26 protein-coding genes are annotated in these 26,226 nt (G+C 67.8%); 16 read left to right on the forward strand and 10 right to left on the reverse strand.

Translation table 11 applies throughout. The features are described 5' to 3' along the window. Positions 1 to 40 precede the first annotated feature (40 nt). Genes L1Z78_RS09380 through L1Z78_RS09390 form a run of 3 tightly spaced genes read left to right on the forward strand, consistent with a single transcriptional unit; the run spans position 41 to position 3,850 of the window. The gene (locus L1Z78_RS09380; RefSeq protein ID WP_234641243.1) at positions 41 to 1,789 is read left to right on the forward strand and encodes an ABC transporter permease; all 1,749 of its coding nucleotides are present in this window, start codon (positions 41 to 43) and stop codon (positions 1,787 to 1,789) included. Positions 1,790 to 1,801: 12 nt separating this feature from the next. Continuing rightward, positions 1,802 to 2,887 (forward strand): ABC transporter ATP-binding protein, encoded by a 1,086-nt coding sequence (locus L1Z78_RS09385; RefSeq protein ID WP_234642135.1) that lies wholly within the window; start codon positions 1,802 to 1,804, stop codon positions 2,885 to 2,887. A gap of 48 nt (positions 2,888 to 2,935) precedes the next feature. Further along, on the forward strand, positions 2,936 to 3,850 hold the full coding sequence (locus L1Z78_RS09390) for a LysR family transcriptional regulator (protein ID WP_234641244.1): 915 nt from the start codon (positions 2,936 to 2,938) through the stop codon (positions 3,848 to 3,850). 26 nt (positions 3,851 to 3,876) lie between these two features. On the opposite strand, the gene L1Z78_RS09395 is transcribed toward L1Z78_RS09390, so the two are convergent. Then, positions 3,877 to 4,530 (reverse strand): TetR/AcrR family transcriptional regulator, encoded by a 654-nt coding sequence (locus L1Z78_RS09395; protein WP_234641245.1) that lies wholly within the window; start codon positions 4,528 to 4,530, stop codon positions 3,877 to 3,879. Between the two features lie 333 nt (positions 4,531 to 4,863). Here L1Z78_RS09395 and L1Z78_RS09400 point away from each other — a divergent pair, with 333 nt between their 5' ends. The 3 genes from L1Z78_RS09400 (at position 4,864) to L1Z78_RS09410 (ending at position 8,578) form a co-directional block, all read left to right on the forward strand. Next, positions 4,864 to 6,300, forward strand: coding sequence for an amino acid permease (locus L1Z78_RS09400; RefSeq protein WP_234641246.1), 1,437 nt, complete (start codon positions 4,864 to 4,866; stop codon positions 6,298 to 6,300). A 21-nt stretch (positions 6,301 to 6,321) separates the two neighbouring features. Then, positions 6,322 to 7,416, forward strand: coding sequence for a 4-hydroxyphenylpyruvate dioxygenase (gene hppD, locus L1Z78_RS09405; protein WP_234641247.1), 1,095 nt, complete (start codon positions 6,322 to 6,324; stop codon positions 7,414 to 7,416). A 100-nt stretch (positions 7,417 to 7,516) separates the two neighbouring features. Next, positions 7,517 to 8,578 carry an aldo/keto reductase gene (locus tag L1Z78_RS09410; RefSeq protein WP_234642136.1) on the forward strand — a complete coding sequence of 354 codons (1,062 nt, stop codon included), beginning with the start codon at positions 7,517 to 7,519 and terminating at the stop codon, positions 8,576 to 8,578. Between the two features lie 22 nt (positions 8,579 to 8,600). On the opposite strand, the gene L1Z78_RS09415 is transcribed toward L1Z78_RS09410, so the two are convergent. The 4 genes from L1Z78_RS09415 to L1Z78_RS09430 are packed head-to-tail and all read right to left on the reverse strand — an operon-like array spanning position 8,601 to position 10,143. Further along, positions 8,601 to 9,224 carry a hypothetical protein gene (locus L1Z78_RS09415; RefSeq protein WP_234641248.1) on the reverse strand — a complete coding sequence of 208 codons (624 nt, stop codon included), beginning with the start codon at positions 9,222 to 9,224 and terminating at the stop codon, positions 8,601 to 8,603. After that, positions 9,221 to 9,436 carry a helix-turn-helix domain-containing protein gene (locus L1Z78_RS09420; RefSeq protein ID WP_234641249.1) on the reverse strand — a complete coding sequence of 72 codons (216 nt, stop codon included), beginning with the start codon at positions 9,434 to 9,436 and terminating at the stop codon, positions 9,221 to 9,223. Before L1Z78_RS09420 ends, L1Z78_RS09415 begins: the two co-directional genes overlap by 4 nt. A gap of 3 nt (positions 9,437 to 9,439) precedes the next feature. Continuing rightward, positions 9,440 to 9,598, reverse strand: coding sequence for a hypothetical protein (locus L1Z78_RS09425; RefSeq protein ID WP_234641250.1), 159 nt, complete (start codon positions 9,596 to 9,598; stop codon positions 9,440 to 9,442). Beyond that, entirely contained in the window at positions 9,595 to 10,143 is a 549-nt protein-coding gene (locus tag L1Z78_RS09430; RefSeq protein ID WP_234641251.1) for a DUF2975 domain-containing protein, read from the reverse strand. Before L1Z78_RS09430 ends, L1Z78_RS09425 begins: the two co-directional genes overlap by 4 nt. Positions 10,144 to 10,200: 57 nt before the next feature. Here L1Z78_RS09430 and ybaK point away from each other — a divergent pair, with 57 nt between their 5' ends. The 9 genes from ybaK to L1Z78_RS09475 all read left to right on the forward strand — a co-directional run bounded on the left by ybaK (position 10,201) and on the right by L1Z78_RS09475 (position 21,309). Next, positions 10,201 to 10,695 carry a Cys-tRNA(Pro) deacylase gene (gene ybaK / locus L1Z78_RS09435; RefSeq protein WP_234641252.1) on the forward strand — a complete coding sequence of 165 codons (495 nt, stop codon included), beginning with the start codon at positions 10,201 to 10,203 and terminating at the stop codon, positions 10,693 to 10,695. A 98-nt stretch (positions 10,696 to 10,793) separates the two neighbouring features. Beyond that, positions 10,794 to 11,471 (forward strand): glycerol-3-phosphate 1-O-acyltransferase PlsY, encoded by a 678-nt coding sequence (gene plsY / locus L1Z78_RS09440; RefSeq protein WP_234641253.1) that lies wholly within the window; start codon positions 10,794 to 10,796, stop codon positions 11,469 to 11,471. Positions 11,472 to 11,575: 104 nt separating this feature from the next. Beyond that, complete coding sequence (locus tag L1Z78_RS09445; protein WP_234641254.1) at positions 11,576 to 13,108, forward strand: DUF4178 domain-containing protein; 1,533 nt, start codon at positions 11,576 to 11,578, stop codon at positions 13,106 to 13,108. A gap of 18 nt (positions 13,109 to 13,126) precedes the next feature. Continuing rightward, positions 13,127 to 13,345, forward strand: coding sequence for a DUF350 domain-containing protein (locus L1Z78_RS09450; RefSeq protein WP_234641255.1), 219 nt, complete (start codon positions 13,127 to 13,129; stop codon positions 13,343 to 13,345). A gap of 187 nt (positions 13,346 to 13,532) precedes the next feature. Beyond that, entirely contained in the window at positions 13,533 to 15,656 is a 2,124-nt protein-coding gene (locus L1Z78_RS09455) for a TonB-dependent receptor (protein ID WP_234641256.1), read from the forward strand. A gap of 90 nt (positions 15,657 to 15,746) precedes the next feature. Further along, on the forward strand, positions 15,747 to 17,291 hold the full coding sequence (locus L1Z78_RS09460; protein ID WP_234641257.1) for a polyamine aminopropyltransferase: 1,545 nt from the start codon (positions 15,747 to 15,749) through the stop codon (positions 17,289 to 17,291). Then, positions 17,270 to 19,030, forward strand: a complete 1,761-nt coding sequence (locus tag L1Z78_RS09465) for an FAD-dependent oxidoreductase (RefSeq protein ID WP_418921685.1) — start codon at positions 17,270 to 17,272, stop codon at positions 19,028 to 19,030. Before L1Z78_RS09460 ends, L1Z78_RS09465 begins: the two co-directional genes overlap by 22 nt. Positions 19,031 to 19,210: 180 nt before the next feature. Continuing rightward, positions 19,211 to 20,257, forward strand: coding sequence for an amidohydrolase family protein (locus tag L1Z78_RS09470; RefSeq protein WP_234641259.1), 1,047 nt, complete (start codon positions 19,211 to 19,213; stop codon positions 20,255 to 20,257). Positions 20,258 to 20,340: 83 nt separating this feature from the next. Further along, entirely contained in the window at positions 20,341 to 21,309 is a 969-nt protein-coding gene (locus tag L1Z78_RS09475; protein ID WP_234641260.1) for a Bug family tripartite tricarboxylate transporter substrate binding protein, read from the forward strand. Positions 21,310 to 21,358: 49 nt separating this feature from the next. Here the strand turns inward: L1Z78_RS09475 and L1Z78_RS09480 are convergent, their stop codons facing one another. Genes L1Z78_RS09480 through L1Z78_RS09490 form a run of 3 tightly spaced genes read right to left on the reverse strand, consistent with a single transcriptional unit; the run spans position 21,359 to position 23,573 of the window. Beyond that, positions 21,359 to 22,348: an HD-GYP domain-containing protein gene (locus L1Z78_RS09480; RefSeq protein WP_234641261.1), complete on the reverse strand. Its 990-nt coding sequence runs from the start codon at positions 22,346 to 22,348 to the stop codon at positions 21,359 to 21,361. 40 nt (positions 22,349 to 22,388) lie between these two features. Further along, on the reverse strand, positions 22,389 to 23,054 hold the full coding sequence (locus L1Z78_RS09485) for a retropepsin-like aspartic protease family protein (protein ID WP_234641262.1): 666 nt from the start codon (positions 23,052 to 23,054) through the stop codon (positions 22,389 to 22,391). Positions 23,055 to 23,087: 33 nt separating this feature from the next. Continuing rightward, on the reverse strand, positions 23,088 to 23,573 hold the full coding sequence (locus L1Z78_RS09490) for a YajQ family cyclic di-GMP-binding protein (RefSeq protein WP_234641263.1): 486 nt from the start codon (positions 23,571 to 23,573) through the stop codon (positions 23,088 to 23,090). 104 nt (positions 23,574 to 23,677) lie between these two features. On the opposite strand from L1Z78_RS09490, the gene murB reads away from it, so the two are divergent. Further along, positions 23,678 to 24,778: a UDP-N-acetylmuramate dehydrogenase gene (gene murB / locus L1Z78_RS09495; RefSeq protein WP_234641264.1), complete on the forward strand. Its 1,101-nt coding sequence runs from the start codon at positions 23,678 to 23,680 to the stop codon at positions 24,776 to 24,778. A gap of 69 nt (positions 24,779 to 24,847) precedes the next feature. Here murB and L1Z78_RS09500 read toward each other — a convergent pair whose 3' ends face one another. Together L1Z78_RS09500 and L1Z78_RS09505 are read right to left on the reverse strand one after the other, a co-directional pair. Continuing rightward, entirely contained in the window at positions 24,848 to 25,210 is a 363-nt protein-coding gene (locus L1Z78_RS09500) for an SPW repeat protein (protein ID WP_234641265.1), read from the reverse strand. Positions 25,211 to 25,338: 128 nt separating this feature from the next. Then, complete coding sequence (locus L1Z78_RS09505; RefSeq protein WP_234641266.1) at positions 25,339 to 26,208, reverse strand: MBL fold metallo-hydrolase; 870 nt, start codon at positions 26,206 to 26,208, stop codon at positions 25,339 to 25,341. Positions 26,209 to 26,226: the final 18 nt, after the last annotated feature.

Genomic DNA, 26,226 nt, shown 5'->3' on the forward strand with positions numbered 1-26,226 from the left:
CGGCTTCGCTGCACCCTTTCCTTCATCGCGGAGCTTTTGCATGACCACCACATCCCTGGAGGCGGGGCAGGCCGCTGCCCGGCCCCTGCCGCCCGCGCGCGGCCGCCTGGCCCTGGCGGGCTGGGGGCCCTGGACGGCCTTCCTGCTGATCCTGGCCTTCCTGCTGGCCTTTCTCATCGTGCCCGTGGGCATGGTGATCTACACGGCCTTCGTCAACGAGGCCGGCGGGCTCACGCTGGGCCACTTCGGCAACTTCTTCGGCCAGAGCGTGTTTCGCGAGTCCTTCTTCAACAGCCTGGGCGTGTCTGTGGCCAGCGTGTTCTTCGCCAGCCTGATTGCCGTGCCGCTGGCCTACCTGACCGTGCGCTTCGAGTTCCGGGGCGCGCTGCTGATCCAGACGCTGGGCGTGCTGCCGCTGATCATGCCGCCCTTCGTGGGCGCGGTGGCGCTGCAGCTGATCTTCGGGCGCAGCGGCTCGGTCAACCTGCTGCTGGATGACTGGTTCGGTGTCACCGTCCCCATCATGGAAGGGCTGACTGGCGTGATCTTCGTGGAGAGCATCCACTACTTCCCGTTCATCCTGCTGAACCTGGTGGCGGCCATGCGCAACATCGACGGCGCCATGGAGGAGTCGGCGCTGAACCTGGGCTCGCGCGGTTTCCGGCTGTTCCGCCGCGTGATCTTCCCGCTGGCCATGCCGGGCTACCTGGCGGGCGCCGCCCTGGTGTTCGTGAAGGTGTTCGACGACCTGGGCACGCCGCTGGTGATGGGGGTGACCAACATGCTGGCGCCCCAGGCCTATCTGCGCATCACCTCGGTGGGGCTCGATGACCCGCTGGGCTACGTGATCAGCGTGATCATGATCGCGTTCTCCATCGTCGCGCTGTGGCTGGCTGCGCGCGTGATGAAGGGCAAGGACTACGCCACGCTGCAAAAGGGCGGCAGCGCGCTGCAAAAGCGCCGGCTGTCGGCCTGGGAGGCGCTGCTGGCCCATGGCTGGATCGCCCTGGTGCTGCTGGTGGTGCTGGCGCCGCACATCGGCATCCTGCTGATGTCGTTCTCCAAGGTCTGGAGCTTCTCGGTGCTGCCCGACAGCTACACGCTGGAGCACTACGCCACGGTGTTCACCGACTCGGGCTACATGATTGGCAACACGCTGCTGTACTGCGTGCTGGCGGCGGGGCTGGACGTGGTGATCGGCACGGCCATCGCCTACCTGATCCTGCGCACCCGGCTGCCCGCGCGCCAGTGGCTGGACTACCTGGCCTCGGTGGCGCTGGCGATCCCGGGTCTGGTGCTGGCCATCGGCTATCTGCGCATGTTCAAGGGCGCGGACCTGCCGTTCACCGATACGCCCATCGTCACCACCTGGGTGCTGATCATGCTGGCCTACGCGGTGCGGCGCCTGCCGTATGCGCTGCGCTCGTGCATGGCGGCCCTGCAGCAGGTCCACATCTCGCTGGAGGAGGCCGCGCAAAGCCTGGGCGCCAGCCGCATCGGCGTGATCCGCCGCGTGATGGTGCCGCTGATGGCCGGCGGCATCCTGGCCGGCTTCGTGACCAGCTTCATCACGGCGGCCGTGGAGCTGTCGGCCACCATCATGCTGGCCTCGGCCCAGAGCCAGGCGCCCATGAGCTACGGCATCTACCTGTACATGCAGAGCATCTCCGGGCGCGGTCCGGGCGCGGCGCTGGGCGTGCTGGCCGTGGTCGTGGTCGGCCTGGGCACGTATTTCTCGCACCGCTTCGTGGAGCGCTCGCGCGCCACGGTGCAATCGACTTCGGAGTGAACCGCCATGCACCTGGATCCTGTTTCCCTCGAATGCCGGCACATCAGCCTGAGCTACGGCAGCAACGAAGTGCTGCGCGACGTCAACCTCAAGATCGAGCCCGGCGAGTTTTTCGCGCTGCTGGGGCCCTCGGGCTCGGGCAAGTCCACGCTGCTGCGGCTGATCGCTGGCTTCAACCGGCACCAGCGCGGCGAGCTGCTGGTGGGCGGGCAGGACATCACTGGCGTGCCGCCGCATGCGCGCAACATCGGCATGGTGTTCCAGAACTATGCGCTGTGGCCGCACATGACGGTGTTCGACAACGTGGCCTTCGGCCTGGTCGAGCGCCGCGAAAGCCACGACACCATCCGCCGCAAGGTGGGCGAGGTGCTGGAGCTGGTGGGCCTGTCGCAATACGCGCAGCGCCGGCCCGGCCAGCTGTCGGGCGGCCAGCAGCAGCGCGTGGCGCTGGCGCGCACCGTGGTCATCGCGCCCAAGCTACTGCTGCTGGACGAGCCGCTGTCCAACCTGGACAAGCAGTTGCGCGTGCAGATGCGCGAAGAGCTGAAGAACCTCCAGCGCAAGCTGGGCCTGACCACCATCTTCGTGACCCATGACCAGGAGGAGGCCATGACCACGGCCGACCGCATGGCCGTGCTGGACAAGGGCGTGCTGCAGCAGGTGGGCTCGGCCGCGGGCCTGTACGACTATCCGGTCAACCGCTTCGTCGCCGGCTTCGTCGGCACCGCCAATGTGCTGGAGGGCGAGGTGCTGGCGGCCGGTGGCGAGACGCTGTCCTTCCAGGTGCCCGGCCTGGGCACCTTGAGCCTGCCGCGCCCGGCCCAGCCGCCCGCGCCGGGCCGGGCGGCCCTGGCCTTTCGGCCGCACCAGGTGCAGATCGCGGTCAGCGACGATGCCGGCGATGCCTCGCGCGTGTGGGTGCAGGGACAGATCGAGAGCGCCGAATTCCTGGGCGAGTTCTCGCGCTACCGCGTGCGCGTGGGCGAGGTGGCCGTGGTGGCCGACCAGGCGCACTATGCGGGCATCGCCATGTTCCCCACGGGCACGCCCGTGCGCCTGGGCATCGAGCCTTCGCAACTGCGTTATCTCGATGCTTGAAATGCTAGGGGTGTTCCCTGGGATGCGGGCCTGCCCGGTCCTGGGCAGGTGGCCGCTGCGCTAGTCTGGCCCGCCATGGAGATGTACCAGTTGCGCGCCTACGTCACGGCGGCCACGCTGGGCAGCGTCACGCGCACGGCCGAGGCCCTGCATGTGACCCAGCCCGCCATCACGGCCCAGATCAAGGCGCTGGAGGAAGAGTTGGGCGTGGCCCTGTTCGACCGTCGCCCGGGGCGCATCAGCCTCACGCGCGCGGGTGAGGCGCTGCTGGAGTCCGCGCAGCAGGTGCTGTCTGCGGCGGGCCGGCTGCAGGGCAAGGCCCGTGAACTGCAAGGCGAGATCACGGGCCAGCTGCTGCTGGGCACGGTGGCCGAGCCCGATGCACTGCGCCTGGGCTCGCTGCTGCGCGCCCTGGTCCAGGCGCTGCCGCTGCTGGACATCCGCACCCGCCATGGCTGCGCCGAGGAACTGCGCGAGCAGGTGGCGGCTGGTGCCCTGCAGGGTGCCTTCTACATCGGAGCCCACATGCCGCGCGATCTCGCAGCGCTGGTGCTGCAGACGCTGCACTACCGCATCGTGGCCCCCACCGTGCTGGGCGAGCGCATCCTGCAGTCGGGCTGGCAGGGACTGGCGCAACTGCCTTGGATAGGCGCACCCGCGCGCCACCATGAACAGACGCTGCTGCAGGCGCTGTTCGCGCGCCAGGGACTGGCGCCCAACCAGGTGGTGGAAAGCGATGCCATGGCCGCGCCCGAAAGCCTGGTGCGCGCGGGCCTGGGCCTGGCGCTGCTGAGAGAGGATGTGGCGGTAGCCGCTGCCGAGCATGGCGGCCTGGTGATCTGGCCCCATGCGCGCGTGCCGGCGCAACTGGGCTTCATCCATGCACCAGCGGCCGCGCACGACCCGGCCCTGGTGGCCACGCTGTCGCAGTTGCGCCAGGTCTGGGGGCTGGGCGAGTCTTAGTGCATCACACGCTCTGGAGCGTGGTTCTAGTCTGCGGCGTGCCCGGCAGGGCGCGCCCGCGGCGTGCCCGCATCGACGATGGCCTCGACCAGGGCCGAGAACGCGCACTGGCGCTCGTCCTGCTCCACCGAGAACAGCTCCAGCACGCCCGCGCCGCGCAGCGTGGCGAAGGCCATGGCGGCCACGCCCTGGGGGTGGGGGTGGTGTGCGCGGACCTCGGGGAAGACATCGAGAAAGCGTGCGTAGAACATGCTGTCCACATGGACCCGGCGCGCGTCCACACGGCCGAACAGCGTGGGCGAGGCCTTGCAGCCGAAGAACATGCTCCAGGCGGCCTGGTAGTTGGCCGCGCCGAAGATGTTGTCCCAGGCCAGCACGACGAAGGCCTGGGCGCGCTCGCGCAGGGGCAGGGCCTTGTCGGGCCAGACCGTGCCCTGGTCGCTCAGAGGCTCCATGACCTCGATGACCAGGCGTTCCATCAGCGCGTCGCGGCTCTCGAAATGGTGCTGCAGGGCGCCCAGGGACACATCGGCACCGCGTGCGATGGCCTGCAGCGTGGCGCTCTTGAAGCCGCCCTCGCGCAGCAGCGCCAGGGCGGAGTCGATGATCTTGCGTTGCGTTGTCTCCACACGCTCGGTCTGCGGCGTGCGCGCGCGCCGCTGCGTGGCGGACGTCGTCATGTTCTGGGCTCCGGAGGGCAAAAAAATAATAGTAGATTGTTTTTGTTTGTTGCGGGCGTTCAACCGTTGCCGGAGTGCGGCATGGCGCACGGCAATCCGGCGATGGCATGCATCGCTGGCACGCATTACTCCTTCCGATGGTGCTTGTCCATAGGGATAAATTACAAGAAATAATAATTTATTGTTTTTTATAGTTGATGCCCATCAACAAGGGGCGCACAAGGCCCTGCATTCCAACAGGCACCCCACGAGGAGACACTGCCGTGAAGACCGCCAAGCCCTTCCACCCCCTGCGCTGCCCTGCCGTGCGCTGAGAGCCCCGGAACACCCAAGATGCACAGCACTTCTTCCCAGGGGCACCTGGAGCGCAGGCTCAAGAACCGCCACATCCAGCTCATCGCGCTGGGCGGCACCATCGGCACGGGCCTGTTCCTGGGCTCGGCAGGCATCATCGAGCTGGCCGGTCCCTCGCTGCTGCTGGGCTATGCCATCGGCGGCCTGATCATCTTCTGCATCATGCGCTTCCTGGGCGAGATGCTGGTGGAGGAGCCCAACGCGGGCTCCTTCAGCTATTTCGCCAACCGCTACATGGGGCGCTTCGCGGGCTTTCTGGCGGGCTGGAACTGCGTAGCCCTGTATGTGCTCGTGGGGATGCTGGAGCTGACGGCCGCGGGCAAGTTCATCCAGTTCTGGTGGCCCGGCATCCCGACCTGGGTGACGGCGGCGGTGTTCTTCGTGCTGATCAACGGCGTGAATTTCATCAACGTCAAGGCCTATGGCGAGTTCGAGTTCTGGTTCGCGCTGATCAAGATCGTGGCCGTCATCGGCATGATAGGCGCGGGCCTGTACCTGCTGGTTGGCGCCGACCGGCCCGAGCAGACCGTGCGCAACCTGTGGACGCACGGTGGCTTCTTTCCCAATGGACTGTCGGGCCTGGTGATGGCCTTCGCCTTCATCATGTTCGCCTTCGGCGGCGTGGAGATGCTGGGCTTTGCCGCAGCCGAGACCGACCAGCCGCGCACCGTCATCCCCAAGGCCGTGAACCAGCTGATCTACCGCGTGCTGGTGTTCTACATCGGCTCCATGGCGGTGCTGATGTCGCTGATGCCCTGGACCGATCTGCTGGGCCAGCTCAAGGCCGGCGGCGACACCTACAGCAGCAGCCCCTTCGTGCTGGTGTTCTCGGGCCTGGGCGAGAACGTGGCGGCCCACCTGCTGAACTTCGTGATCCTCACGGCCACGCTGTCGGTCTACAACAGCATGGTCTACAGCAACAGCCGCCTGCTGTACGGCATGGCCAGCGAGGGCAACGCGCCACGCTCGCTGATGCAGGTCAACCGCCGCGGCGTGCCGGTGCGCGCCATCGTCTACCCGGCCATCTTCACGGCGCTGGCCATCGTGCTGAACTACGTGGCGCCGGCCGGCGTGCTCGAGCTGCTGATGTCGCTGATCGTCGCGGCCCTGGTGATCACCTGGACCATCATCATCGTGGCGCACTGGCGCTTTCGCCGGGCCCATGTGGCACGCGGCACCGCGCTGGGCTTTGCCGCGCCGCTGGCGCCGCTGTCCAACCTGGTCTGCCTGGCGGCCATGGCGCTGGTGGTGGGCGTGATGCTGCTGACGCCCTCCATCCGAGGCTCGGCACTGGCCATTCCCGTGTGGGTGTTGCTGGTCTACGGCGCCTATCGCATCATCGTCGGGCAGCGCCCCCGCAACGCCTCTGAAACCGTGACGGAGCCAGCGCTGGCTGCCGCACACCACCCCCTCTGAAACCAAGTCAGGAGAATGAACATGGCAGACCTTTTCGACAATCCCATGGGCCTGATGGGCTTTGAATTCGTGGAATTCGCATCGCCCACGGCCGGCGTGCTCGAACCCCTGTTCGAGAAGCTGGGCTTCACCCTGGTGGCCAAACACCGTTCCAAGAACGTGCTGCTGTACCGCCAGGGCGGCATCAACTTCATCATCAACAACGAACCGGGCCAGGCCGGCTATTTCGCGGCCGAGCATGGTCCCTCGGCCTGCGGCCTGGCCTTCCGCGTCAAGGACGCGCACCTGGCCTACAAGCGCGCGCTGGAGCTGGGCGCCCAGCCCGTGGAGATTCCCACGGGTCCGATGGAGCTGCGCCTGCCGGCCATCAAGGGCATCGGCGGCGCGCCGCTGTACCTGATCGACCGCTTCGAGGAAGGCAAGTCCATCTACGACATCGACTTCGAGTTCCTGCCGGGTGTGGACCGCAATCCCAAGGGCCACGGCTTCCAGGTGGTGGACCACCTGACGCACAACGTCTACCGTGGCCGCATGACCTACTGGGCGGACTTCTACGGCAAGCTGTTCAACTTCCGCGAGATCCGCTACTTCGACATCTCGGGCGAGTACACGGGCCTGGCCTCCAAGGCCATGACGGCGCCCGACGGCCTGATCCGCATTCCGCTGAACGAGGAATCGCGCCAGGGCGGTGGCCAGATCGAGGAATTCCTCATGCAGTTCAACGGCGAGGGCATCCAGCACATCGCGCTGCTGACGGACAACCTGCTGGACTCCATCGACCAGCTGCAGATGGCCGGCATTCCGCTGCTGACGGCGCCCAACGACATCTACTACCAGAACCTGGAAGGCCGCCTGCCCGGCCACGGCCAGCCCGTGGGCGAGCTGCAGGCACGCGGCATCCTGCTGGACGGCACGACCGAAGGAGGCCAGCCGCGCCTGCTGCTGCAGATCTTCTCCGAACCCATGCTGGGCCCCGTGTTCTTCGAGTTCATCGAGCGCAAGGGCAACTACCGCGAAGGCTTTGGCGAAGGCAACTTCAAGGCGCTGTTCGAATCCATGGAGCGCGACCAGATCAACCGCGGCGTGCTGCAGGTCGAGACGCCCCAGGGCGCCTGAGCCCCGGTTGTCGCGCCCGCCCGGCCTGGTGCGGGTGGGCGTGTCTTTCTCAGGGTAAACACGGGCGGCCCTACACTCGGAGCCCATGACTTCCCCTTCGATGCAACCGGTGGCGCTCGGTCAAAGCGCATTGCAGGTCAGCCCCATCTGCCTGGGCACCATGACGTTCGGCGAGCAGGTGGATGAGGCCCAGGCCTTCGCCATCATGGACCGCGCCCTGGAGCGCGGCGTGGACTTCTTCGACACGGCCGAGATGTATGCCGTGCCCGCGCGCGCCGAGACCTGCGGCGCGACGGAGACCATCATCGGCCGCTGGTTTGCCCGGCGTCCCGGCGCGCGCGCCAAGGTGGTGCTGGCCACCAAGGTGGCCGGCCCGTCGCGCGGCATGCCCTGGGTGCGCGAAGGCAAGGGCATGACGGCGGCCGACATCGCCGCGTCCTGCGAGGGCAGCCTGCGCCGCCTGGGCACGGACGTGATCGACCTCTACCAGATCCACTGGCCCGAGCGCAATGTGCCGGCCTTCGGCCAGCTCTACTACGATCCCTCCAGGGAAAGCTCGCAGACCGGCATCCACGAGCAGCTGGAGGCGCTGGGCCGCCTGGTGCGTGACGGCAAGGTGCGCCACATCGGCCTGTCCAACGAGACGCCCTGGGGCGTGCACGAGTTCGTGCGCCTGGCCGAGCAGCACGGGCTGCCGCGCGTGGCCTCGGTGCAGAATGCCTACTGCCTGCTCAACCGCAGCTGGGAAAACGCCATGGACGAGAGCTGCCACCGCCTGGGCGTGTCGCTGCTCGCCTACTCGCCGCTGGCCTTCGGCCTGCTCACGGGCAAGTTCGACCAGCATGCGCCCGCCGATCCGGCGGCGCCGCAGGCCGCACGCATCGCGCGCTACGAGTCGGTGCGCAAGCAGCGCTGGGGCCGGCCCGAAGCCCTGGCCGCCGCGCGCCGCTACAACGCGCTGGCACGCGCGCACGGCCTCACGCCCACGCAGCTGGCACTGGCCTTTTGCTATACCAAATGGCAGGTGGCCAGCACCATCATCGGCGTGACCTCGGTGGCCCAGCTCGATGAGGACCTGGACGCCTGGGGCACGCAGCTGTCGCCCGAGCTGCTGGCGGCCATCGATGCCATCCGCTGGGAAGTGCGCGACCCGGCGCAATAGGCGCCGGGGCCGTCGTGCCGCCTCAGCGGCTGCATTCGCCCTTGATCGCGGCGGCCGCCAGCATGGGCAGGCTCAGCAGGCCCATGCCCCCGCCCTTGAACTCGCCCTTCATGCAGTCGCCATGCGCTGCCTGCTGCAGGCCGCTGGCCAGAGGGTCCTCGTGTGGCGCCTGGATCCGGGGCCGCGCAGCGTCCTGCCGGGCAGCAGACCGGACGGCCTCGCGGCCTGCGGTGGAGTCCAGCAGCCTGCCCATGGCCCGCGCACCGCGATGGGCATCCGCCGCATCTGCCTGCGCAGCAGCAGTGGCCGGCAATGCGGGCTCGGGAGCTGTTGCGGCCGGCACCGGCACGGACACCGCCGAATCGGCGGGACCCGTGGGTGGTGCAAGGGCGTTGCGCTCGCGCGGCCGCCCGGCAGTGGGCCGAGGCGCGTGCGCAGCGGTGGATGTGGCGGATGGGGCGGTTGCCGGCGCTTTCGCGGCAAGCCGTGGTTGCGGAGCCTCCACCCAGACCACCTGAAGGCGCGGCAGTTCCATGTCCTTGGCGGGCGAGCCGGCGTCGGGCGCCAGTGCCCGCCACAGCAGCAGGCCGTGCAGCAGCAGCGACAGCAGCAGGCCGGTGGCCAGCCGCCGGCGCGGTCCGCTCATGCCTGGGGTCCGGGGGACCATTCCAGCAGGTCGCCGGGCTGGCACTGCAGTGCCTCGCAGATGCGCTCCAGCGTATCGAAGCGCACGCCGCGCACCTTGCCGCTCTTGAGCAGCGAAATGTTCTGCTCGGTGATGCCGACGAGCTCGGCCAGTTCGCGCGAACGCATCTTGCGCCGCGCCAGCATCACATCGAGGTGGACGATGATGGGCATGGATCAGGCTCCCGTCCGGACGCGGCGGCCTTCGCGCAGGGCCGAGGCCAGGGCCAGCAGGCCCATGCCGAGCACCACTGCGGCGAGCTCATGCAGATGCAGAGTGATCGGGCGCTGACCCGGCAGCACGACGAGGTGCAGGACGCAGGGCAGCCAGCTCACACGAACCCCGCGTTCTCTTCGGCCAGGCGGCGGGCCTGCAGCATCACGTGGGCAATGGACACCAGCACCAGGCCCAGCAACACCAGCAGACCGTCATGCCAGTACAGGCCCAGCGAAACGAATCGCTGGCCCGGCGGGTTGCCCATGCTCGCGGCCACGGACATCAGGGCGCGTGCGAAGGGCAGGGCCAGCGAGCCGGCCAGCACGGTCCAGGCAAAGCGCATCAGGGCCCGCTGGGCTCCCAGGCCGAAGACATCTCCGTGCAGGTACTCGCCGAACAGCGTCCACAGCTGGCGCAGCGCATACAGTCCGCAGCCGACGGGCAGCAGGCTGACTACGGCCGTGCGCCAGCGCGCCGCCATGTCCAGCGGCTGGCCCGGCGGCATGCCCAGCAGGCTTTCGGCCTGGCCATCGAGATTGGCCGGTGCGAGCAGGGCGCCCAACGGAAGTGCCAGCAGCGCGATGGCCGCGATGGCGACCAGGACCCGGGCCACGCGTGCGTGTCGCCTCAATGCCGGTCCCGCAAGGTCGAGCGTATAGTTCATGGCGTTGTTTGATCTTTGTCAGTCGATAAAAATTTATTGTAAAACGATAAAAACTTCATGTCCAAGAAAAACTCTCATGTCAGCGAGACACCCGCGACCCAGCTGTTGCGCGCCCACAAGGTGGAGTTCACCGAGCATCCCTACGAATACGTCGAGCACGGCGGCACCGAACACAGCGCGGCCAGCCTGGGCCTGGACGAGCACACGGTGGTCAAGACCCTGGTGATGCAGGACCAGGACGCCAGGCCGCTGATCGTGCTCATGCACGGCGACTGCAAGGTCTCGACCAAGAACCTCGCGCGCCAGATCGGCGCCAAGAGCGTGGAGCCCTGCAAGCCCGAGGTGGCCAACCGCCACAGCGGCTACCTGGTCGGCGGCACCTCGCCCTTCGGCACGCGCCGAGCCATGCCGGTCTACATCGAGGAAAGCATCCTCGCGCTGCCGCGCATCGCCATCAATGGCGGGCGGCGCGGCTTTCTCGTGCAGCTGGACCCCCAGGTCTGCGTGCGGCTGCTCGATGCCCGGCCCGTGCATTGCGCGCTGGCAGAATAGGCGCCTGACAACATGAAAGACATGCGTCGACGAGCAGGGAGGGCGGGCCGCATCGGCCGGCCGGGCTGCGCGTCGCCGCAACCGGCCAAGGACCCGAATTGAACGCGCTCTATCCTCTTCTTGCCACCGTGGCGGCCTATCTGATCGGCTCGCTGTCGTTCGCCGTCATCGTCAGCCGGGCCATGGGCCTGAATGATCCGCGCACCTATGGCAGCGGCAACCCGGGTGCCACCAATGTGCTGCGCTCGGGCAGCAAGGCGGCCGCGGCCGTGACGCTGCTGCTCGATGCGGCCAAGGGCTGGCTGCCCGTGGCCCTGGTGCAGTGGTTCGGTGGGCGCTTCGGCCTGGGCGACGGCACGCTGGCCCTGGTGGCGCTGGCCGCCTTCCTGGGCCACCTGTACCCGGTGTTCTTCCGCTTCAAGGGCGGCAAGGGCGTGGCCACGGCCCTGGGCGTGCTGCTGGGCATCAGCGGCTGGCTGGGCCTGGCGGTGGCCCTGACCTGGCTGATCATCGCCGTGTTCTTCCGCTATTCCTCGCTGGCCGCCCTGGTGGCCTCGGTCTTCGCACCCGTGTACTACCTGCTGTGCAGCGGCGTGGTCTGGTATGCGGAGACGCCCATCGCCGCAGCCATCGTCGCCATGGCGGCGCTGCTGATCTGGCGCCACCGCGAGAATATCCAGCGCCTCATGGCCGGCAAGGAGTCCCGGCTGGGCAGCAGGAAGGCCGATGCCGCGGCTTCGGCCAAGTCCGGCACGGGCAAGGGCAAGTCTCATTGAGCACGGCGCGCCTTCCGCGCCTGCCTGGCCCGGAAGGCGCACAGCACGCGGCCGCCGCCTGCCGACCGCGCTCCAGGCCTTCTTTCTTCTGACGAACTTCATCCATGGCATCGAGTCCATCGCAGCGCGTCTACCGCGCACCTTGCCCCGGCTGTGGCGCGCCCGTCGAGTTCGCCAGCGCCCAGGCCAGCTACGCCGTTTGCGAGTTCTGCCGCAGCACCGTGGTGCGCCAGGGCGATGTGCTGCAGCGCCGTGGCTCCATGGCCGAGGTCTTCCAGGACTACAGCCCCATGCGCATCGGCGTCACGGGGCAGATGCTGCGCAACGGCAAGCCGGAGCATTTCACCCTGGTCGGCCGGCTGCAGCTCAAGAGCGAAGCCGGCGCCTGGAGCGAGTGGGTGGCCGCCTTCAGCGACGGCGCATTGGGCTTTCTGAGCGAGGACAACGGGCAGTTCGTCTGGTCCTGGCCCTGGCAGGCCGAGGCCGTGCGCAACGGGCCCTTCAAGGCCGCCGAATGGCTGCTGGGCTCGCAGCGCGTGCTTGGCGGCAAGACCTTTACGGTCAGCAGCGTGCAAAAGGCCGGCCTGGTCTCGGCCCAGGGCGAGCTGGCGCAGTTGCCCGAGCCCGGCAAGCCTTACTGGCTGGTGGAGCTGCGCAGCGAAGAAGGCCAGGTGCTGTCCGTGGATTTCTCGGCCCAGCCACCGGCGCTCAGCCTGGGCGAGCGCGTGGTGCTGGACGACCTCAAGATGCAGGGCCTGCGCGATGGCGCTTCGCTCAAGGGCGAGCAGGGCCGGCATTTCAACTGTCCCAAGTGCGGCGCCGTGGTGCCCGTGCGCTTTTCCACCACCAAGAGCCTGAGCTGTCCCAGCTGTGGTTCGCTGGTGGATCTGAGCCAGGGCATCGGCAAGGACCTGGCCTACGCCGAACAGCACGAACCCGTACGCCCTGCCATTCCGCTGGGCAGCAAGGGCATGCTCGAAGGCCTGCAATGGCAGGTGGTGGGCTTTCAGCACCGCATGGGCCAGGAGGCCGGCGATGACGAGAGCTTTGGCTGGGAGGAGTACCTGCTGTTCAATCAGAAGGCCGGCTTCGCCTTCCTGGTCGACTCCTCCGACGGCTGGAGCATGGCCCGCGTGACCACGGGCGTGCCCAAGCTGTCCAACAGCCGCAGCACGGCCAAGTACATGCGCCGCCAGTACCAGCTCGAATCGCGCTACAGGGCGGAGACCACCTATGCGCTGGGCGAGTTCTACTGGCCCGTGCTGCGCGGCCAGACCACCAGCAATGCGGACTACGTGAGCGCGGGCGCGCAGAACAAGGCCTTCCTGGCCAGCGAGACCGAAAACGGCGAGACGACCTGGACCCACGGCAGCTCCATCGCGGCCACCACGCTGGCCATGGCCTTCGGCCTCAAGCAGTTGCGCGACCGCTCCCAGGTCGGGGTGATGTCGGGCAGCCGCTTCGGGCTGTGGGCCATCATCATCGGGCTGGTCATCCTGTGGCTGGTGTTCGTCACCCTGCGTGGCTGCGCCTCCCGGCCCGGTTGCGACCCGAACACCGATCCCAACTGCAACAGCTACACCCGCAGCAGCGGCGGCTCCTGGGGGGGATACACCTCCGGCGGCAGCCACAAGTAAACAACGGAGAAACTGAACATGAACTTCGACTGGTTCAACCCCGCGTCCTTCTTCGGCTCGATCCTCTATGCGCTGGTGGGCGTGGTGGTGTTCTGGCTGTGCTTCATCATCATCGACAAGATCACGCCCGTGGACATGTGGGCCGAAATCGTGGAGAAGCACAACAAGGCACTGGCCATGGTCGTGGCGGCCATGTGCCTGGGCATCAGCATCATCGTCGCGGCCGCCATCCACTGAGCCGGGCCAGTCGACCCTGCGTACTTCGCATGGCTCCCGCAGAGACGACCTGTCCTGCGCAGGCGGGGTAGTGCGCGCGCCGGGCGTTGCTGCATGGCAACAATTTCCTTGCTGATGATGAGTTTGCAAATGATATTCGTTTGCATTCTCAATAGAATCGCGCCCTTATTCCGAAGAGGGAGCTTTCATGACAGATCATCAGTTCGCGCGCCGGGCGCGGATGTCAGCAGGTGTGACCGCTGGCGTCCTTGCCACGGCCCTGGCGGGCACGGCCCAGGCCCAGGACGCCCAGCAAGTCGAAGCCCAGGCCCACGCAACCCACACCCTGCCCACGCTGCAGGTCACGGGCACCCAGTACGACCCCGATGACGTGCGGCCCGAGGGGGTGACCACGGCGACCAAGACCTATCTGGCGCCCAAGGACATTCCCCAGACCATCGATACGCTGGAGGTCAACAAGTACAAGAGCTATGGCATCAATGATCTGGCGACGATGCTGGACGGCGTGCCGGGCGTGAACACTTCCTATGACATGCGCGGCGAGGGCGTGTACATCCGTGGCTTCAAGGCCGACGAGAGCGACATCTACCGCGATGGCGTGCGCGAAAGCGGGCAGGTGCGCCGCAGCACGGCCAATGTGGAGCGCATCGAGATCCTCAAGGGACCGGCCTCGGTGCTCTACGGGCGCAGCGCGGGCGGCGGCGTGGTGAACATGGTGAGCAAGCAGGCGCGTTTCGATGCGAGGAGCAGCATCACGCTGCGCGGCGGCTCCTGGGACAACGTGGGCGGCACCATCGACATCAACCGCGTGCTCAACGAGCATGTGGCAGTGCGCCTGACGGCCGACCGCGAGCAGGCCCACAGCTTCCGCGAAGGCATACGCAACCGCAACGAGATGGTCTCGCCCAGCATCCTGGTGGACACGCGCACGGGCTTGCGCTGGACCGGCCAGTACACCTATGACAACGTGTGGCGCGTGCCCGACCGCGGCCCCGCCTACGACCAGTTGCCGGCCGGCGTGTCCATCCGCAAGGGCTTCGCGGCCCCGGGCGATTACGTGGAAGACCGCCTGCGTGTGCTGCGCTCCGATCTGTCCTATGACTTCAACAACCGCTGGAGCCTGCGCTGGGTGGCCAGCAAGCGCGAGTCCAGCCAGGATTTCGACCACTACTTCATGGGTACCTACCGGCCCGCGACCGGCAAGATCACGCCCAACTATGCCTGGCAACAGACCCGCAACACGACGCTGTCCAACACGCTGGACCTGACGGGCAAGTTCAGCACGGGCCGCATCAAGCACGATCTGCTGGTGGGCCTGGAGGCCAGCGAGGAAGAGCGCGCGCCGCGCATCGGCCAGCCTGGCAGCACTTTCTCCTACGACCCGTTCCAGCCCATCGTCTGGCCCTCGCGGCCGGCGCCGGGCAATCCCACCCAGGACAACTTCCACCGTGGCAAGGGCCAGGCACTGTACATGCAGGACCTGGTCAGCCTGACCGAGCAGTGGAAGCTGCTGCTGGGTCTGCGCTACGACAGCTACGACTTCCAGAGCACCAACAATCTCACCAGGCTGACGCGCAAGACCGACGGCAACGGCTTCAGCCCGCGCGTGGGCGTGGTCTGGCAGCCGGTGCGCGAGCACAGCTTCTATGCCTCGTGGAACAGGAGCTACTCTCCCTATGGCGGGCGCGGCATCCTGTCCGTGGATACCGGCGTGGGCGCGGTGCTGGACGAGGAGCCGCAGTACTCGCGCCAGTCGGAAGTCGGCGTCAAGAGCGACTGGCTGGGCGGTGCGCTGTCCACCCAGGTCGCTGTCTACCAGCTGGAAAAATACAACATCCGCTACCGTCCCGATCCCGACAACGACCCCTTCACCTGGGCCATCCGGGGCAAGGAGCGTTCGCGCGGCATCGAGTTCAGCGCGGCCGGCCGCGTGGCCCAGTCCTGGTATGTGCGTGGCGGCGTGGCCTTCATGAGCGCCAAGGTGGTCGAGGATGTGCAGAACCCCGCCAACGTAGGCCTGTACCTGCGTGACACGGCCAGGCGCAACGGCAACCTGTTCCTGCGCTATGCGCCCAAGGGCCCCTGGTATGGCGAAGTCGGCGTGACCTATACGGGCAGCCGTTTCACCAACGCCGCCAACACGGCCATCCTGCCCGGCTATACCCGCTGGGACGCCCTGGTGGGCTGGCGCCAGGACGCCTGGACCGTGACCGTGGCGCTGTCCAACCTGTTCGACAAGCAGTACTGGCGCGCCGCGGCGATGCCGGGCACGCCGCGCAGCGTACTGGTGAGCGCCAATTACCAGTTCTGACGGCAGCCGCCCAGGCGCGGTGCACCGGGTCGCACGGTGCGCCTGGGCGTGTCGGTCGCGGGCACGGGCGCATCGCGCACAATACCGGCCGTGCCCTCTTCCGCCTCTTCCCACGGCGCGCAGCCGCCGCGCTCCATCGACATCGCCCTGCTGGTCAGCGTCTTCGTGATCGCGGCCTGCGGACTGCTCTATGAGCTGGCCGCGGGGGCGCTGGCCTCCTATCTGCTGGGCGACTCGGTCCTGCAGTTCTCCACCATCATCGGCAGCTACCTGTTCGCCATGGGCATAGGTTCATGGCTGTCGCGCTTCTTCGAGGACCATCTGCCCGCGCATTTCCTGCGCATCGAGCTGATGGTGGCGCTGGTCGGCGGCGCCTTGCCGGCCACGCTGTTCATCGCCAATGCCTATGCGCCCGGGGCATTCCGTGTCCTGCTGTACGGCATGGTGCTGGTGGTGGGCACGCTGGTGGGGCTGGAGATCCCGCTGGTGATGCGCATCCTCAAGCGCAATGTGACGCTCAAGGATCTGGTCTCCCAGGTGCTGACCTTCGACTATCTGGGCGCCCTGGCCGTGTCACTGGCGTTTCCGCTGCTGCTGGTGCCCAAGCTGGGACTGGTGCGCACGGGCCTGCTGTTCGGTTTCATGAACGCGGCCGTGGCGGTGTGGGCGCTGCTGCTGTTTCGCCATGAACTGCGCCGCCCGCGTGCCCATGCCCTGGCCTGTGCGGCCGTGCTGGCACTGCTGGGCACGGGCATCTGGGGTGCCGACCACCTGACGCGCCTGGCCGACGACCATTTCTACCAGGACCGCATCGTGCTCTCCAGCAGCTCGCCCTACCAGCGCATCGTGGTCACGCAGGGGCGCCAGGGTGCGCGTCTGTACCTCAACGGCAATCTGCAGTTCGCACAAAGCGACGAGTACCGCTACCACGAGGCCCTGGTCCACCCGGTGATGGCCGCGCATGGCGCGCCCAGGCGGGTGGCCGTGCTGGGCGGGGGCGACGGCATGGCGGTGCGCGAGGTGCTCAGGTACCCGACGGTGGAGTCGGTCACGCTGGTGGAGCTGGACCCGGCCATGACCGACCTGTTCAAGGACAACGCCATGCTGCGTCGGCTCAATGGCGAGGCCTTGGGCGATGCGCGCGTGCGCATCGTCAACACCGATGCCTTCCACTGGCTGCAGCAGGAGGGTGAGACTTTCGACGTGGTCATCGTCGATTTTCCCGATCCCACCAATTTCGCCATCGGCAAGCTGTTCACCAACAGCTTCTATGCCTTGCTGGACAAGCGGCTGGCGGCCAGCGGCTATGCCGTGGTGCAGACCACCTCGCCGCTGATCGCGCGCAAGAGCTACTGGACCGTGGTGCAGACCATCGAGTCCATCGGCCTGCAAGCCACGCCCTACCACGCCCATGTGCCCAGCTTCGGCGAATGGGGCTTCGTCATCGCCAGCCACCGACCCTGGCGCGAGCCCGAGGCGCTGCCTGCGGGCCTGCGCTTTCTGAGCGCGCAGACCATGGCGCTGATGTTCGACTTCCCGCTGGACATGGCGCGCGTGCCGGCCGAGGTCAACCGCCTGTCCAACCAGGTGCTGGTCAACACCTACGAGCGCGAATGGGGCAGGGTGGAGCGTTGAGCACCGGTCTCCCGCCTTTGTGGGGCAGGCGCCAATGGCTGAAAGGCCTGGCGGGCGGCGCGGCCCTGGGCCTGGGCCTGCCCGGCTGCATGCCACCGCCGCCGCGGCTTGAAGACCTGCCCGGCGGATTCAGCGGCGTGGCGCTGGAGCGCGGCCATGCCTTGCGCGCGTTCTGGCAGCGCCTGGCCCAGGGCCTGGCGCTGCCGGCACCGGCCGTGGTGCACCGCGCCAAGGTGGTGATTGCCGGCGGCGGCATGGCAGGCCTGGCCGCCGCGCGGGCGCTGGAGCTGGCGGGTGTGCAGGGCGTGGCCCTGCTGGACACGCAGCAGGCCATGGGTGGCAACAGCCAGGGCGGCAGCATCGCGGGCCTGCCCTGTCCGCTGGGTGCCCACTATCTGCCCCTGCCCGGCGACGATGCGGCCGAGGTGCAGGACTGGCTGGAGACCCTGGGCCTGCGCCAGCGCCGCGCGGGCCGCTGGCAGTACGACGAGCGCCATCTGTGCCACAGCCCGCAGGAGCGCCTGTTCTGGCAGGGCGCCTGGCATGAAGGCCTGCTGCCCGTCGATGGCGTGGCGCCGCGCACGCTGGAGCAGTACGAGCGCTTTGCGCGCAGCGTGGCCCAGGAGATGGAGAGGGCGGCCTTTGCCATGCCGTCCATCCGTGTCTGGCAGCGCGAAGGCCGGCTGCCCGCCGCCCATGCCGCGCTGGATGGCCAGACCATGCAGGCCTGGCTGACCAGCCAGGGCATCGACGATGCGCAGTTGCTCTGGTATCTGGAGTACTGCTGCCGCGACGACTTTGGCGCGGGCCTGGCGCGCGTATCGGCCTGGGCAGGCATTCACTATTTCGCCAGCCGCCATGGCTTCTCGGCCCCGCGCCGCCAAGACGAGCGCACGGCCGAAGAGGCAGGCGACGCCGTGCTGACCTGGCCCCAGGGCAATGGCTGGCTGTCACAGCAGCTGGTGGCAGGACTGGGCTCCACCAACGTGCAGACGGATTGCAGCGTGCTATCCATCGCCGAAGGTGCCGACGGTGTGGAGATCGACGTCTACCACCACGGCCGCCAGCAGCATGAGCGCTGGCTGGCCGCGCGCTGCGTCGTGGCCCTGCCCAGCTTCATCGCGGCACGCGTGGTGCGCGATGCGCCGGATTTCCTGCGCGCGGTGGCGGGTCGTCTGGACTGGGCGCCCTGGCTGGTGGCCAATATCCATCTGCAGCAGCCGCTGGCCGACCGGCCCGGTGCCGATCCGGCCTGGGACAACGTGCTCTTTGCCGATCCGAATGCAGGCGGCCTGGGCTACGTGGACGCGGGCCACCAGGGCCTGGACCGGCTCACGCCCCGGCCCAAGGTGCTGAGCTACTACCAGGCGCTGGGCGACTGGCCCGACGGGCGCGCGCAACTGCTGGGCCAGCCCTTCGGCATCTGGCGGGACCGCATCGTCGGCAGCCTGCTCGTGCCCCATCCCGACCTGCTTTACAAGGCCACGCGCATGGAAATCACGCGCTACGGCCATGCCATGGCCATTCCCCGGCCTGGCGACCAGCAACTGCTCAGCCAGGTGGCGCTGCAGTCGCGCCACCGGGGCCGCAGCGCGCAGTGCGCTGGCGAGCGCGTGGCCCTGCTGCCCACGCCGGGCACGCGCCGCCTGTGGTTCGCGCATTCCGACTGGGCTGGCTACTCGGTGCTGGAAGAGGCCTTCACGCGCGGCCACCATGCGGGCCTGTGGGCCGGCGCCTGATCCCTTCACCGACCCCTTCCGTGGATTCCTGATCGCCGGCCAGGCTGCCGCCGGTTCGTCGCTGGCCGCGTCCGCCAGCGGGTTTGCCCCTGTCCGTGTGCCGCAGATGCCTGGCTATAGTTCTATTTTATGGATATTTATTCTGTCAGATAGAACTATGAAAGAAGGCACGCAACGCACATGGGCAACTATCTACCGGTGAGGCCGGATTGGCTGGGCCTGCATGAGGAGGAGATCCTTGAGCCATCGCTGGCCATCGTCGATGCCCACCACCATTTCTACGATCGACCGGGCTGGCGCTACATGGCGGATGAATACCTGGCCGACGCGGGCTCGGGCCACAGGGTCCGGGCCTCGGTCTACATGCAGGCGCTGACGCACTACCGCACTGCCAGCCCGCAGGCGATGCAGCCGGTGGGCGAGACCGAGTTCGTGGTGCAGGCGGCGCAGGGCGTGCAGGATGTGCAAGAGCACAGGCAAGGCCATGCGGCCTGCGCCCTGGCGCAGGGCATCGTCGGATATGCGGACCTGCGCGCCGGTGCGGCGGTGCGCGAAGTGCTGCTGGCCCATCTGGAGGCCGGCAAGGGGCGCTTTCGCGGCATCCGGCACCTGGCGACCTGGGACGCGGACAGTTCCCTGGTCAATCCCCTGACCGCCGCGCCCCAGGGCCTGCTGCTGGACCCGGCCTACCGGCGGGGCGTGGCGCAGTTGGCGCCACTGGGGCTTTCCTTCGACGCCTGGCTGCTCTTTCCGCAACTGCCGGAGCTGCTGGACCTGGCACTGGCCTTTCCGCAGACGGCCGTGATCATCAACCACTGCGGGGGCGTGGCCCGCATCGGCGCCTATGAAGGCCGGCATGCCGAGGTGTTCGAGCGCTGGAAGACCTCCATGCAGGCCCTGGCCCGGCTGCCCAATGTGTACGTGAAGCTCGGCGGGCTGGGCATGCGCATCAACGGATTCGGCTTCGAGAAGGCGGACAGGCCTGCGGCCTCGGAGCAACTGGCTGCGGCCTGGAGGCCATGGATGGAGACCTGCATCGAGGCATTCGGCGCCGACCGCTGCATGTTCGAGAGCAATTTTCCGGTGGACAAGGGCTCCTTCAGCTACGCCACCTGCTGGAACGCCTTCAAGCGGCTGGCGGCGGGCGCAAGCGTCGCCGAGCGCCAGGCCCTTTTCGAAGGAACGGCAAGCCGCGTGTACCGGCTGGGCCAGGCGCAGCCCGAATGACGCTGCATCACCGGGGTCCTCTGCCTCGCTTGCCCCATCGACCTCTTTCCATTTGCCCCGCTCATCATTCCAAGGAGACCGCCATGCCATCCCTCATCTCTCGCCGTGCCGTGCTGGCCCTGGCCGGCACAGCCTGCCTCGCCCCCACCTGGGCGGCTGCCCAGGGCAAGCCCGTGACCATCATCGTGCCGTATGCGCCGGGCGGCAGCGCCGATCTGGTGACGCGCGTGATCGCGCAGTTCGCCGCGCCGGGCCTGGGCTCTGCCTTGGTGGTGGACAACCGCACCGGCGGTGGTGGCGTGGTGGGCTGGAGCGCGGCCGCTCGTGCCGCGCCGGACGGCCAGACGCTGCTGACCGTGGAGCTGTCCTATGCCATTGCCGCCGGACTGATGCCCAACCTGCCCTTCGATCCGCGCAAGGCTTTCACCCAGGTCACCACGGCGGTGAAGGTGCCCCATGTGCTGGTGGTCAACCCCCAGGTGCAGGCGCGCAGCGTGGGTGAGTTCATCGCGCTGGCCAAGGCCCAGCCCGGCAAGCTCAACTACGGCTCGGGCGGCAATGGCACCAACACCCACCTGGCCGGCGAGCTGTTCAAGAGCGCAACGGGCGCCGACCTGGTCCATGTGCCGTACAAGGGCGCGGGCGCCGTGCTGGCCGACCTGATGGGCAACCAGGTGCAGGCCTTGATCACCTCGGTCCCCACGGCGCTGCCCTACATCCGAAGCGGCAAGCTCAGGGCCCTGATGGTGACGGGCCCGGAGCGCAATGCAACGCTGCCTGATGTGCCTTGTGCCAAAGAGGCCGGCATCCCCGCCATGGACATCGACTACTGGATTGGCATAGGCGCCCCGGCCGGCACGCCTGCGGCCGCCGTCGCCCGGTTGAACAAGGAATTCAACGCGGCACTGGCCCAGCCGCAGGCCAGCCGGAAGATGGCGGAAATGGGGCTGTCCGTGGTGGCGAACACGCCCGAGCAGGCCACGCAATGGGTGCAGGGCGAGATACAGCGCTGGAGTGCCGTGATCCGGCAGGCGGGCATCAAGGCCGATTGATGACCGATGAACGGCCTATTGATGGCCTATTGATGGCCGGCAGGACGCGCTACAGCGGACCCGGCACCTGCACCATGCGGTACAGCGACTGGCTGCCGCGTGCGGCCAGCACACCCAGCCGCGCCAGCGTGCGCGGGTCCAGTTCCAGCGTGATGGCGGCGCGCGCCAGTGCCGAGCGGATGCGGGGTCCGTCCTCGCCTTCATGGATGACGGGTGGGTAGAGGCTGGCGCCATCGGCGCCGATCACGCTGGCCACCAGGGGCGGGTGCGGCGGCTCGCCCCTGCGCAGCACCACGGCGATGTCCCCGTTGTCCAGTCGCACGTAGGTGCCCGGCGGGCACAGGCCGACGGCGCGCACCAGGGCGAAACCGACTTCATCGGAGTAGCGCGGTTGCTGGGTCAGCATGCGCAGCGACTCTGCCGTGCTGCGGCCCTCGCGCGACTTGCGCGGGCTGATCAGGGCGGCATAGCGGTCCACGGTTCCCAGCACGCGCACCAGGCGCAGCACGGATGGCAGCGTCGCCAGCGGCTGCTGGGGGACGGCCTCGTGGTGGCGCGCCACCAGCTCCAGCCACAGCGCATCGTTGACGAACAGCCGGGCCAGCAGGGCCTGGCTTTGCAGCGGGTGGCGCTGGACGGCCTGCTGCTGCGCCGTCGTCAGCGGCTCGCGCTGCAGCGCCAGCTCGTCTTGCAGCGCATTCATGCCGATGTTCATGGTCAGCGCCCCCCGCACCAGGGTCTGGTGCTCCGTGGCATCCAGCCGCAGCTCGCGCGCCAGTACGTGGCACAGGCAGGCGCAGACCAGGGCATGGGAGGCGCTGTAGCCCACGGTGGAGGAGCAGGCCCGCTGGAACATCAGGTACAGCGCCGCATCGCTGTCATGGGCGATCAGCTCCTGCAGCCAGTGGTCGATCTGCTGGAGCTTGACGAGAAAGCCCTGCACCTGGAGCGGCGCCGAAAGCAGCACGGACAGCGCGGCCTCCAGGTCGGACCACAGGCCCAGCAGGTCTTCGTAGGAGTCGTCGGGGCGTTGGCTCATCGGTGGGGGAACAGGGCCGCAGGGGCGCGCACAGGCCGCATCAGCGCCGCTCCAGCACCATCTCGCTGCCCTGGCGGGTCATCTGGAAGTGCGCGAGAAAGCTGTTGCCCAGCAGCACATAGGGCATGGCAAGAGGAGCGACCACGGCATCCACGCCAAAGACCTCGACATCGCCCACGCGCACCGAGTCCAGCCGCAGGCGCCAGCCCTGGGCGTCGCCGTTGGCGGTGCGCATCACCACGGGTTGGCCCTGGAGAAAGGGCAGGCCCATGCGTTCGGCGTCGGAGCGGCCTATGGCGACCGAACTGGCGCCCGTGTCCACCATGTAGACCATGGTCTTGCCATTGATCTGGCCGCGTTCGATGAAGTGGCCCCGGCTGTCGGCCTTGAGCACCACGCGCCGCCCGAGCGCGGGATCGCCCGCTGCCGCGCCCCGGCCGCCCAGGTTGATGGGCGCTTCGCCCAGGCGCAATGTCTGGCGGCGGCCCTTGATTTCCACCTCGGCCGTGTCGCCTGCCACCCGCAGCACGCGCACGTCCTGCAGGCTGTCGCCAGCCGCCAGCGCGCGCGGCGCTCCACCGTCGATGACCAGCAAGGCCTTGCTGCCCAGCACGCCGCTGAGCGCCACGGACTGCGCTGTCGCCAGCGGCGGAAGCAGAGCGGCCACGCCTGCCAGGCTCAGAATTAGGGCACGCAGGTGGCGCATGGGGCTTGTGGTGGAAGGACGGATGTCGGGCGATCAGTCGCGAAAGTTGTTGAACGACAGCGGGTGGTCGGCCAGGTCCTTGCGGATCAGGGCCATCGCCGCCTGCAGGTCGTCGCGCTTGGCACCCGTGACGCGCACACTGTCGCCCTGGATGGCGGCCTGCACCTTGAGCTTGCTGTCCTTGATCAGCTTTTGCAGCTTCTTGGCCAGTTCCGCCTCGATGCCGTTCTTGACCTTGATGGTCTGCTTGAGCTTGTCGCCGCCGATCTTCTGGGCCTTCTGGATGTCCAGGAAGCGCACGTCCACGCTGCGCTTGGTCAGCTTGTTGCGCAGGATGTCCTCGACCTGCTGCAGCTGGAAGTCGGCATCGCCGAACAGCGTGATTTCCTTGTCCTTGAGTTCGATGGCGGCCGAGGTGCCCTTGAAGTCGAAGCGGGTGCCGATTTCCTTGGCGGTGTTCTCCACGGCGTTCTTCACTTCGACGAAGTCGGCTTCGCACACGGTGTCAAAAGAAGGCATGGCAAATATTTCCTGTAAATGTTCTGAAAAAGTATCGCAGCGCTGGACCGGGCGATGCGGGCACGGTGCCGGAGGCGTGGTGACGCGGTGCGACAATCCGGCTGATGTTAGTCGAGAAAAATGTTCCGCTGCAGCATTGCAACAGCTTCGGCATCGCCGCCCGCGCCCACACCCTGGTGCGTGTGCGCAGCGACGAGGATGTGCGCCATTTCCTGGCCGATCCGCTGTGGGGCCGCCAGCCCGTGTTCGTGCTGGGCGGCGGCAGCAACGTGGTGATCACGGGCGATGTCGATCCCGTGGTCCTCAAGATGGAGATAGCGGGCATGCGCCTGCTGCGCGAAACCGATCGCCACTGGATCGTCGAGGCCGGTGCCGGAGAGCGCTGGCACGACCTGGTGGCCTGGACGCTGGCCCAGGGCTATGCGGGCCTGGAGAACATGGCGTTGATCCCCGGCACCGTGGGTGCGGCGCCCGTGCAGAACATCGGCGCCTACGGACTGGAGTTGCAGGACCGCTTCGAATCGCTGGACGCCATGGACCTGGCCACGGGCGAGTCCTTCACGCTGGATTCCGCGCAATGCGCCTTCGGCTACCGCGACTCGGTGTTCAAGCATGCGCCCGCAGAGCCCACCCCCGTGGCGCGGGCACGCATGCAGGGCCTGCCGCCGCGTGGCATGGGACTGAAGGGCCGTGCGGTGATCACGCGCGTGCGCCTGGCCCTGCCCAAGGAGTGGCGGCCCGATCTCGGCTACCTGGACTTGCAGCGCCGCCAGGCCGAGGCCGGCGTCGCCGAGCCCACGGCGCGCCAGATCTTCGACTGGGTCTGCGAGATCCGCCGGGCCAAGCTGCCCGATCCGCAGCAGATCGGCAATGCCGGCAGTTTCTTCAAGAACCCCACCGTGACGCCGGAGCAGTGCGCCGACATCATCGCGCGCGAGCCCAAGATCGTGCATTACCCCATGGACGACGGCTCCATCAAGCTGGCTGCCGGCTGGCTGATCGACGCCTGTGGCTGGAAGGGCAAGTCCATGGGCCGCGCCGGCGTGTACGACAAGCAGGCCCTGGTGCTGGTCAACCGGGGTGATCGCCACAGCGTCGATGGCAGCGTCACGGGTGGCGAGGTCATGACGCTGGCCGGCGCCATACAGACCAGCGTCTACGAGCGCTTCGGCATCCGCCTGGAGCCCGAGCCCGTGGTGGTCTGAGCCATTGCCGCCTGGAAAAGCGAAGGCCCGCGTGCAATGCCTGCGCGCGGGCCTTCGCGGTTTACCGCATCAGTGGGCGGAGCGGCTGCGCCAGCTCATGTAGTCCTTGTCGGTGATCAGCACCCACAGTGCGAGTCCCAGCACCACGATGCCCGACACCACGGCATTGCGCATGGCGTCCATCTGGCCGGAAAAACCCAGTACCCAGGGGGAGATGACCATCCACAGTCCCAGCAGGCCTTCGGTCCATTCCTCCCATGCCCGTGGCATGAAGATGGCCCCCAGCGCCGCCGCGATCAGCGCCAGGCCGATGACCACGCCGTTGGTCGTGGGCGTCATCTGGTCCTGGAATCCCAGTATCCAGGGCGAGACGGCCAACCAGACTCCCAGCAGGACGTTGAGCGGGTCCTGCCAATGCTTCATGTATTTCATGGCTGCACCTCCTGCCGCCACGGACAAGGGGGGCGGCAGCAGGTTGGATTGCGAACGCCGTTTCACAGTTCCATCAATGATTTATGGAAAGTGTGCGCTCGCAATTGATGGGCCTGATCACCAGGGGGTCACCAGGGCATTTCGCCCTTGTTGACCTTGGCACCGATGTCCAGCGACAGCGCCATGCCGGCCTGCGGGTAGGCCTGCTTCATGGCTTCGATCAGCTCGCCGCTGTTGCGGGCCGAGGCGGCGGCCGCATCAAAGCGCTGCAGGTAGCTCCGGGTATAGGCGATGGCGCTGGCATCCATGGCCGTGCCGGCCTGCATGTGGCCCGGAACGACGACGGAGGGCTTGAGGGCCTGCATCTCGTCGAGCTGGGCCAGCCAGGCCTGGCGCTCGGCCGGCTTTTGGGTATCAGCCGTCCAGACGTGGAGGTTGCCGAACACGCCCACGTTGCCCACGATGGCCCGCAGCGAAGGCACCCAGACGTATGGGCGGTGCGCCAGCGCTCCAGTGGTGCCGCGCAGTTCCAGCGTCTGGCCGTCCACGGTCAGGGTGCTGGCGGTCAGCGGCTCGGGCAGCACGGGGTGGCTGGGCGCGTTGGCGCCCATCTTGGGGCCCCAGAAGGCCAGCTTGCCTTGCAGCTTGGCCTCGATCTTTTCGCGCACGGCAGGCGTGGCCACGACCTTGGCCTGCGGGAAAAGGTTCTTGAGCACTTCGGCGCCGAAGTAGTAGTCGGGATCGGCATTGCTCACGAGGATGGTGGTCAACTGCTTGCCGCTGTCGAGTACGTTGGCGGCGATGCGCAGGCCGTCGGCGCGCGTGAAGCCGGTGTCCACGACCACCGCCTCCCTGGGGCCGGTGATCAGCGTGGAGGTCACGGCGAAGCTGTGCTCGTCGGCCTGGTAGACCTTCATCTGCAGCGGCGCGGCCGTTTGCGCCTGGGACAGTCCGGCCGACAGGGCCAGGGTGAGCGAAAGCAGGGTGGTACGAAGCATGTCGGTTTCCTTGGAATG

This window comes from Delftia tsuruhatensis, from assembly GCF_903815225.1.
Taxonomy (GTDB): Bacteria; Pseudomonadota; Gammaproteobacteria; order Burkholderiales; family Burkholderiaceae_C; genus Comamonas; species Comamonas tsuruhatensis_A.

Coding starts and splice junctions, on each gene's coding strand:
- L1Z78_RS09380 (WP_234641243.1), top strand. CDS start 41: ATGACCACCACATCCCTGGAGGCGGGGCAGGCCGCTGCCCGGCCCCTG.
- L1Z78_RS09395 (WP_234641245.1), bottom strand. CDS start 4,530: ATGACGACGTCCGCCACGCAGCGGCGCGCGCGCACGCCGCAGACCGAG.
- L1Z78_RS09400 (WP_234641246.1), top strand. CDS start 4,864: ATGCACAGCACTTCTTCCCAGGGGCACCTGGAGCGCAGGCTCAAGAAC.
- hppD (WP_234641247.1), top strand. CDS start 6,322: ATGGCAGACCTTTTCGACAATCCCATGGGCCTGATGGGCTTTGAATTC.
- L1Z78_RS09410 (WP_234642136.1), top strand. CDS start 7,517: ATGCAACCGGTGGCGCTCGGTCAAAGCGCATTGCAGGTCAGCCCCATC.
- L1Z78_RS09415 (WP_234641248.1), bottom strand. CDS start 9,224: ATGAGCGGACCGCGCCGGCGGCTGGCCACCGGCCTGCTGCTGTCGCTG.
- L1Z78_RS09420 (WP_234641249.1), bottom strand. CDS start 9,436: ATGCCCATCATCGTCCACCTCGATGTGATGCTGGCGCGGCGCAAGATG.
- L1Z78_RS09430 (WP_234641251.1), bottom strand. CDS start 10,143: ATGAACTATACGCTCGACCTTGCGGGACCGGCATTGAGGCGACACGCA.
- ybaK (WP_234641252.1), top strand. CDS start 10,201: ATGTCCAAGAAAAACTCTCATGTCAGCGAGACACCCGCGACCCAGCTG.
- L1Z78_RS09445 (WP_234641254.1), top strand. CDS start 11,576: ATGGCATCGAGTCCATCGCAGCGCGTCTACCGCGCACCTTGCCCCGGC.
- L1Z78_RS09450 (WP_234641255.1), top strand. CDS start 13,127: ATGAACTTCGACTGGTTCAACCCCGCGTCCTTCTTCGGCTCGATCCTC.
- L1Z78_RS09455 (WP_234641256.1), top strand. CDS start 13,533: ATGACAGATCATCAGTTCGCGCGCCGGGCGCGGATGTCAGCAGGTGTG.
- L1Z78_RS09465 (WP_418921685.1), top strand. CDS start 17,270: ATGGGGCAGGGTGGAGCGTTGAGCACCGGTCTCCCGCCTTTGTGGGGC.
- L1Z78_RS09470 (WP_234641259.1), top strand. CDS start 19,211: ATGGGCAACTATCTACCGGTGAGGCCGGATTGGCTGGGCCTGCATGAG.
- L1Z78_RS09475 (WP_234641260.1), top strand. CDS start 20,341: ATGCCATCCCTCATCTCTCGCCGTGCCGTGCTGGCCCTGGCCGGCACA.
- L1Z78_RS09480 (WP_234641261.1), bottom strand. CDS start 22,348: ATGAGCCAACGCCCCGACGACTCCTACGAAGACCTGCTGGGCCTGTGG.
- L1Z78_RS09485 (WP_234641262.1), bottom strand. CDS start 23,054: ATGCGCCACCTGCGTGCCCTAATTCTGAGCCTGGCAGGCGTGGCCGCT.
- L1Z78_RS09490 (WP_234641263.1), bottom strand. CDS start 23,573: ATGCCTTCTTTTGACACCGTGTGCGAAGCCGACTTCGTCGAAGTGAAG.
- murB (WP_234641264.1), top strand. CDS start 23,678: ATGTTAGTCGAGAAAAATGTTCCGCTGCAGCATTGCAACAGCTTCGGC.
- L1Z78_RS09500 (WP_234641265.1), bottom strand. CDS start 25,210: ATGAAATACATGAAGCATTGGCAGGACCCGCTCAACGTCCTGCTGGGA.
- L1Z78_RS09505 (WP_234641266.1), bottom strand. CDS start 26,208: ATGCTTCGTACCACCCTGCTTTCGCTCACCCTGGCCCTGTCGGCCGGA.